This window comes from Erythrobacter sp. (assembly GCF_038133525.1).
GTDB lineage: Bacteria > Pseudomonadota > Alphaproteobacteria > Sphingomonadales > Sphingomonadaceae > Qipengyuania.
In genome coordinates, this window is record NZ_JAYPTL010000043.1 from 24,406 (window position 1) to 30,572 (window position 6,167).

Here is a 6,167-nt window from a genome sequence, read left to right on the forward strand (position 1 = left end):
AAGACAAGAGCAATCGGAATCGCGGAAAGCACACCACACAATTTGTCAATGGTACTTGACATCAAAAGACACGTGTGACAATGTTCCTTTACATCTAGAAAAGGAAGTTTGTCATGACCCATACTCAGAAGGCCGTCGCTATGGCGGGCCTCATGATCGGCATCGGCGTGCTGGCTGTGTTCGAGATCATCCCCGAACAGGTTGCCCAGTTCGGCCCCTTGGCGCTGCTGGTCATGTTCCCCGGGGTCTGGCTTGGCCGGACTAGCCATTGCGCAAGGGGTTGCTGACGTGAGCGGCAAACCGGGTGCAAAGATGCGCTATCTGCGCACGCACATCATCCTATCGGTGCTTTATCTCGTGCTTGTCGCGCTCGCTTCGTACTTTGTACCTGACGATGCCGAACCGACCCCTGGGGTAATTCTGTGGGGCCTGCTGCCTGGCCTCGTGATTGTCGGCTGGATCTGGAACATGGGCCGTTACCTGTTCGAGATGGAAGACGAATATCTGCGTATGCTCGAGACACGCAAGGCACTCGTCGCCACGGCATTGACGCTGGCGATATGCGGCGGCTGGGGCCTGGTCGAACTGTTCACGCTGGTTCCGCGCCTGCCCATGTTCTTCGTTTTCCCGATCTGGTGCCTAGGGCTCGCTGTCGGCGGAATCGTAAACCGGCTGACTGCGGGCGACGACGGAGGCTATCTGTGAAGAACCGCCTCAAGGTCCTGCGCGCGGAGCGTGACTGGAGCCAGCAGGACCTTGCCGACCGGCTTGAGGTCAGTCGCCAGAGCGTCAATGCGATCGAGACCGGGCGCTACGACCCGTCACTGCCCCTCGCTTTCCGCATAGCCGACACTTTCACCCTCCCGATCGAAGAGATCTTCCTGCGCGACTAAGCGCATTCCAGCGAAGCAAACCCATGCGTTACACCACGTTCTGCGCGCTTGCGGGCGCGACGCTAAGCCTGTGCCTATTGCCAGTTCCGGCCCATTCGCAAGACGAGGCCGTGGTGGCCGAGCGCGTCGAGACAGACCGGTTCAGCGTCGAAGTTTCGGGCGAAGGCCCTGATGTCATCCTCGTCCCCGGCATGGCGACACCGCGACAGGTCTGGGACGCCAATGTCCCGAAGCTGGCCGCCGGGCACAGGGTCCATGCCTTGCAGGTTGCCGGCTTCGGGCAAGAAGCGGGTCCCAATGCCGAAGGTCCGGTCCTAGATCCCCTGATCGACCAGCTGGCACGTTACATCCGTCAACGCGGACTGGAGCGTCCGGCCATCGTCGGCCATTCGCTGGGCGGGCTGATCGCAATGCGGCTGGCCGCGAAGCACCCCGACCTGGCAGGCCGCATCATGGTGGTGGACGCCCTGCCATGGTTCGGGATTCTGATGATCCCACCGGGAACCCCGGCCGACGCTTCCGCGGTTGAAAACCGCGCAGAAGCGTTGCGGACCGCTATCCTCGCACGACACGAGAACCCTGCATCGTTGTCGCAGGTCCAGGCCGAACAGGCCGGACAGGTGCTCGATCCGGCGAAGCTGACACGTGTCGCCCAATGGGCGGCACAGGCCGACCAGAGGGTCGTCTCACGCCTTGTCTATGAAGACATCAATGCCGACATGCGCCAGGCCATTGCCGATATCACCGTGCCGGTCACCGTGGCCTTTTCCTGGAACGACATATTTCCCACCCGGGATCAGGCAACGCAGTTCTATGCTTCGCAATACGCTGCACTGGACGGCATCACCTTCCGCCCGGTCGGTCCGGCGGGTCACTTCCTGATGCTTGATCAGCCAGCTGCATTTCAGGCCGTGCTCGATGAATTTCTTGCAGTGCAAGTTACGCCGCAATGATCATCTCGAATGTTCGATAACAAATTGCGGCGGTTGATACGTGATTGACATTATCCTTTCGATCTCGGAGCATCCATGGTTCGGGATCGAAAGGAATTTTCCTTATCATGCATGATAATGTCGATGGCGCAGAGAACCAAAGCGCCTTCGTGTTTACAGGCAACTGGCGCGAATTCGCCCCGATTGCTTTCACGAATCTTTTGCTGACCATCGTTACGTTGGGAATCTATCGCTTCTGGGGGACCGCACGCGTGCGGCGCTATCTCTGGTCGCACACACGGTTTGTCGATGAGACCCTCGAATGGTCCGGAACCGGTAAGGAACTGTTCCTCGGCTTCGTCATGGTCCTGCTCCTGTTCGGTCTGCCCTATTTCATGCTGACTTTCGCGGCGCAGGCACTGATCGCACGCGGACAGGAGGCACTGGGCGGAGCGCTGATCCTCGCCGCCTTCGGCATGATCTTCTATCTCGGCGGCGTCGCTCGCTTCCGCGCCCTGCGCTATCGCCTGTCACGTACCCATTGGCGCGGCATTCGCGGCGGCAGCGACGACCAAGGGCTGGGCTTTGCCCTGTCCTATATGTGGAAGACCGTGGTCGGGTGGATTCCCATCGGCCTGCTGATCCCCTGGTCGATGACAAGCCTGTGGAACGAGCGCTGGCGCAAGATGAGCTTCGGCCCCTTCTCCTTCGAATCCGATGCCGACCCGGGCGAAGTGTTCGCACGCTTCCTGCTGTTCTATCTTGCACCCTTCCTGATTTTCGGGGCCGGGGTGGTCCTGGCGGTCATGGGCGTTGCCGCCGGGTTCAGCGGAGGGCAGACTGAGGGCGCGATTGAGACAATCGCCCTCGGCGTCATCGGTACAGCTCTGTTCTTCTATCTTGGACTGGGCCTGATCGCGGTGGCTTTCTATGCCAAGTTCTATCGCGTTGCGATTGGCGCACTGCGCTGGCGCAACCTCGAGTTCGAATTCAACGCCAGCACCAAGGATTGGGTCAAGCTGCTGCTGGTCGATGTCGTGCTGGTGGTGTTCACGCTGGGGATCGGTCTGATCTTCCTGTCCTATCGTCACTGGAAGTTCTTCATCTCGCACCTCGAAGCGCAGGGCGAAATCCTGCTCGATGAACTGACCCAGTCGACCACGACCATGGCGAAGCACGGTGAGGGGCTGCTCGACGCATTCGACGTCGGCGCCTTCTAGGGTCATGGACGAAAGCTTCTCCGTCCCTGCCAGCTGGTACGATGGGCACAATGCGCTGCGCCACCAGGGCACGGCGCGCTGGGACGGGTTGGACCGATTGCAGCTCGATGCTGACTCGTCAAAGATCGAAGTGCCGCTGTCGGAATTGCGATTCAGCGAGCTGCGGGGCGATCAACGGATCTATCGTCGCGACAAGGAAGAAGGGTTTCGCCTTAGCCTGGAGGGCGATCTGCCTGCGGGACTTACGCGCCAGCTACCTGGCAAGAGCGATTACGGGGCGTGGATCGACCGGCTAGGTTTGGGCCGTGCGGCGGCGATTTTCACGCTCGCCAGCGCTGCTGCGGTAGCGCTGTTCCTGACCGCGCCCGACTGGCTTGGCCCACGCGTACCCGAAAGCTGGGAACGCCAGATCGGGGAAGCCATGGTTGGCGACCTGGGCGGCCGGCTCTGCCACACACCAGCAGGCGATGCGGCACTGAACAAGATGCTGGCCAAGGTCGATCCGGGTGCAGTCAAGGTCCGCGCCGGGGTCGCCAATATCGGCATGGTCAACGCCGTCGCACTGCCCGGGGGGCAGGTACTGCTGTTCGACGGGATCATCCAGCAGGCCGAAAGCCCCGACGAGCTCGCCGGCGTGCTAGGCCACGAAGTCGGCCATGTGCGCGAACGGCATGTGATGACCGCATTGTTGCGCCAATTTGGGCTTTCGGTGCTGCTCGCAGGGGCGAATTCGGGTGTAGGGAACACCGCTGCGGGGATCGCATCGATGGGCTATTCGCGCGACGCCGAACGCGAGGCCGACGCCTATGCCCGAGAGAGCATGGCGAGAGCCGATATCTCGCCGGTCGCAACGGCTGGATTCTTTGAACGCCTGGCCGACGAAAGCGGTGAGGGGACCAACGACAATGCCGTCGCCGGATGGCTGGCCAGCCATCCCGCAGCGCGCGAGCGTGCCAAGGCGTTCCGAGCCGCAGCCAAACAAGGCGAGGACTACCGGCCAGTCTTGAATGAAGCCGAGTTCGCGGCACTCAAATCCATGTGTGAGGACGATAAGGACGTCGAATCCTTCGACCTGTTCTGACCCGCAGCCCTTGCAAATGCGGACTCGAAACCCGACAGCGTGGCGCCATGAGCGAAGTGCAGTTCCACCCCCTGCCTGATGGTCGAAGCATAGCCTATCGCTTCGCACCCGGCCTTGGTCCTACGCTGGTATTCCTTCCCGGCTACATGTCCGACATGGCCGGTGGCAAGGCGACTGCCTTGTTTGCCGATGCGCAGGCACGTGGCCAGGCCTGCCTGCTGCTCGACTATTCGGGCTGCGGGCTGAGCGAAGGCGATTTCGCCGATGGCACGCTGTCGCGCTGGCGCGACGAGGTGCTGGCCTTGATCGACAGGCTAGTCGACGGGTCGGTGATCATGATCGGGTCATCGATGGGCGGATGGTTGATGCTACTGGTCGGCCAAGCGCTCGGCTCGCGGCTTGCCGGGCTGGTCGGCATTGCCGCAGCGCCCGATTTCACCGAATGGGGACGAAGCGACACCGACAAGGCCAAATTGGCTGCAGGCGAAACCGTCTATGATGAGAATCCCTATGGACCCGAACCGACTCCGATGCATCCGGGCTTCTTCGCCGACGGGCAGGCGCAGCTGCAGCTTGGCGACACGATCCCGATCGACGTGCCGGTGCGGCTGATCCACGGGCAGCGTGACGCCGACGTACCTTGGGAGATCAGCATGCGGCTGGCGCGTGCGTTGCGTTCGGACGCGGTACAGGTCACGCTGGTAAAGGATGGCGACCATCGGCTGTCGCGCGAGCAGGATATCGCCTTGCTGCTGCGGACCGTTGCCGAACTGTCGGAGAGTCTTGCGTGATCGGATCATTACTTGCCCTGCTGCTGATGCAGGTCGGCCTCGATCCATCGGCCGGGGCAATCCCCGGCCTGCCGGATGAATTGATCAATCGCCCACCGCGCCGGAGCAATGAGATCGCTGCGGTGGATGCCCTTAGCTCGCCACGCGAGAACTACCTGCGGCGCTGCCTCACCATGGCCGCCAGTGAGCCTGAGGATGCACTCGATTTTGCCAATGGCTGGCGATTGGTGGTCGAAGACGATCTCGAGTTGGCGCAATCGTCCCATTGCCTGGGTCTGGCACTGGTGCGGCTCGATCGATTCGATGAGGCACGCCAGATCTTCGAGATTGCCAGCGCCGAAGCACCCAATGGGCTGCCTGCCTATCGCGCCCGGCTGGCGGGTATGGCAGGCAATGCGGCGCTCGCCGATGGCAAACCTGCCACGGCAGAACCGCTGTTTGCGCTCGCTCTGGCCGAAGCCACCCGTTCCGCGGATGCAACCCTGATGGCGGGGTTCCAGATTGATCGTGCCCGGGCACTGGTAGCCTCCGGACGACCGGAAGAGGCGGCAAACGCCTTGGAAGCCGCACGCGCGAGCGACCCAGACAACGCAAGGGCTTGGCTGCTCTCGGCAACACTTGCGCGCCGCCTTGACCGGATCGACGAAGCCCAACAGCAGATCGAACAGGCGGCAACGCTCGACCCGCGCGATCCCGCCATCGGCCTCGAAGCCGGCGTTATCGCCGCTATCGCCGGGCGTGACGAGGATGCGCGCAAGAGCTTTGAATCGGTGATTTCGGTCGCCCCCGGCAGCGATGAGGCGGCCCAGGCTGCCGCCTATCTCGAGCAGCTCGCGCAATGACCCACTTCTCGGTCCTCGACCTCGCCCCGGTTCGCGAAGGCGGCAGCATTGGCGAAGCCTTGGCGGCCGCTACCGATCTGGCACGCGCCGCCGAACGGTTCGGCTGCAAGCGCTTCTGGGTGGCCGAACACCACGCCATGGCCGGGATAGCCGGGGGCGCGACCTCTGTCGTTCTAGCGCATATCGGCAATGCGACTTCGACGATCCGGATCGGTTCGGGCGGCATCCTGCTGCCCAACCACCCGCCGGTCCAGACTGCCGAACATTTCGGCACGCTGGATGCGCTGTTTCCGGGGCGGATCGATTTGGGCCTAGGCCGCGCGCCCGGCGCCGGGCCGGAACTGCAGCGCGCGCTGCGCAAGAATTTGCACCAGGCCGCCGAGATGTTCCCTCAGGACGTGCTGGAAC

The 6,167-nt window shown here is 62.5% G+C and carries 9 protein-coding genes; all 9 read left to right on the top strand.

The window, feature by feature from the left end:
• The first annotated feature begins 113 nt into the window (after positions 1–113).
• Positions 114–287, top strand: coding sequence for a hypothetical protein (locus AAFM29_RS11890; protein WP_341713016.1), 174 nt, complete (start codon positions 114–116; stop codon positions 285–287).
• Between the two features lies 1 nt (position 288).
• Positions 289–705, top strand: coding sequence for a hypothetical protein (locus AAFM29_RS11895; protein ID WP_341713017.1), 417 nt, complete (start codon positions 289–291; stop codon positions 703–705).
• The gene (locus AAFM29_RS11900; RefSeq protein ID WP_341713018.1) at positions 702–893 is read left to right on the top strand and encodes a helix-turn-helix transcriptional regulator; all 192 of its coding nucleotides are present in this window, start codon (positions 702–704) and stop codon (positions 891–893) included. The genes AAFM29_RS11895 and AAFM29_RS11900 overlap by 4 nt, the downstream gene beginning before the upstream one ends.
• A gap of 23 nt (positions 894–916) precedes the next feature.
• On the top strand, positions 917–1,846 hold the full coding sequence (locus AAFM29_RS11905) for an alpha/beta hydrolase (protein WP_341713019.1): 930 nt from the start codon (positions 917–919) through the stop codon (positions 1,844–1,846).
• A gap of 107 nt (positions 1,847–1,953) precedes the next feature.
• Complete coding sequence (locus AAFM29_RS11910) at positions 1,954–3,045, top strand: YjgN family protein (protein WP_341713020.1); 1,092 nt, start codon at positions 1,954–1,956, stop codon at positions 3,043–3,045.
• Positions 3,046–3,049: 4 nt separating this feature from the next.
• Positions 3,050–4,126 carry a M48 family metallopeptidase gene (locus tag AAFM29_RS11915; protein WP_341713021.1) on the top strand — a complete coding sequence of 359 codons (1,077 nt, stop codon included), beginning with the start codon at positions 3,050–3,052 and terminating at the stop codon, positions 4,124–4,126.
• Positions 4,127–4,173: 47 nt separating this feature from the next.
• Complete coding sequence (locus tag AAFM29_RS11920; RefSeq protein WP_341713022.1) at positions 4,174–4,917, top strand: alpha/beta hydrolase; 744 nt, start codon at positions 4,174–4,176, stop codon at positions 4,915–4,917.
• Complete coding sequence (locus tag AAFM29_RS11925) at positions 4,914–5,759, top strand: tetratricopeptide repeat protein (protein WP_341713023.1); 846 nt, start codon at positions 4,914–4,916, stop codon at positions 5,757–5,759. Before AAFM29_RS11920 ends, AAFM29_RS11925 begins: the two co-directional genes overlap by 4 nt.
• The coding region (locus AAFM29_RS11930; RefSeq protein WP_341713024.1) for an MsnO8 family LLM class oxidoreductase at positions 5,756–6,167 on the top strand (412 nt) is incomplete at its 3' end. The genes AAFM29_RS11925 and AAFM29_RS11930, both read left to right, overlap by 4 nt.

Excerpts from the sequence above, each read along its gene's own strand:
- AAFM29_RS11890 (WP_341713016.1), top strand. The coding sequence starts at position 114 with ATGACCCATACTCAGAAGGCCGTCGCTATGGCGGGCCTCATGATCGGC.
- AAFM29_RS11915 (WP_341713021.1), top strand. The coding sequence starts at position 3,050 with ATGGACGAAAGCTTCTCCGTCCCTGCCAGCTGGTACGATGGGCACAAT.
- AAFM29_RS11910 (WP_341713020.1), top strand. The coding sequence starts at position 1,954 with ATGCATGATAATGTCGATGGCGCAGAGAACCAAAGCGCCTTCGTGTTT.
- AAFM29_RS11905 (WP_341713019.1), top strand. The coding sequence starts at position 917 with ATGCGTTACACCACGTTCTGCGCGCTTGCGGGCGCGACGCTAAGCCTG.
- AAFM29_RS11920 (WP_341713022.1), top strand. The coding sequence starts at position 4,174 with ATGAGCGAAGTGCAGTTCCACCCCCTGCCTGATGGTCGAAGCATAGCC.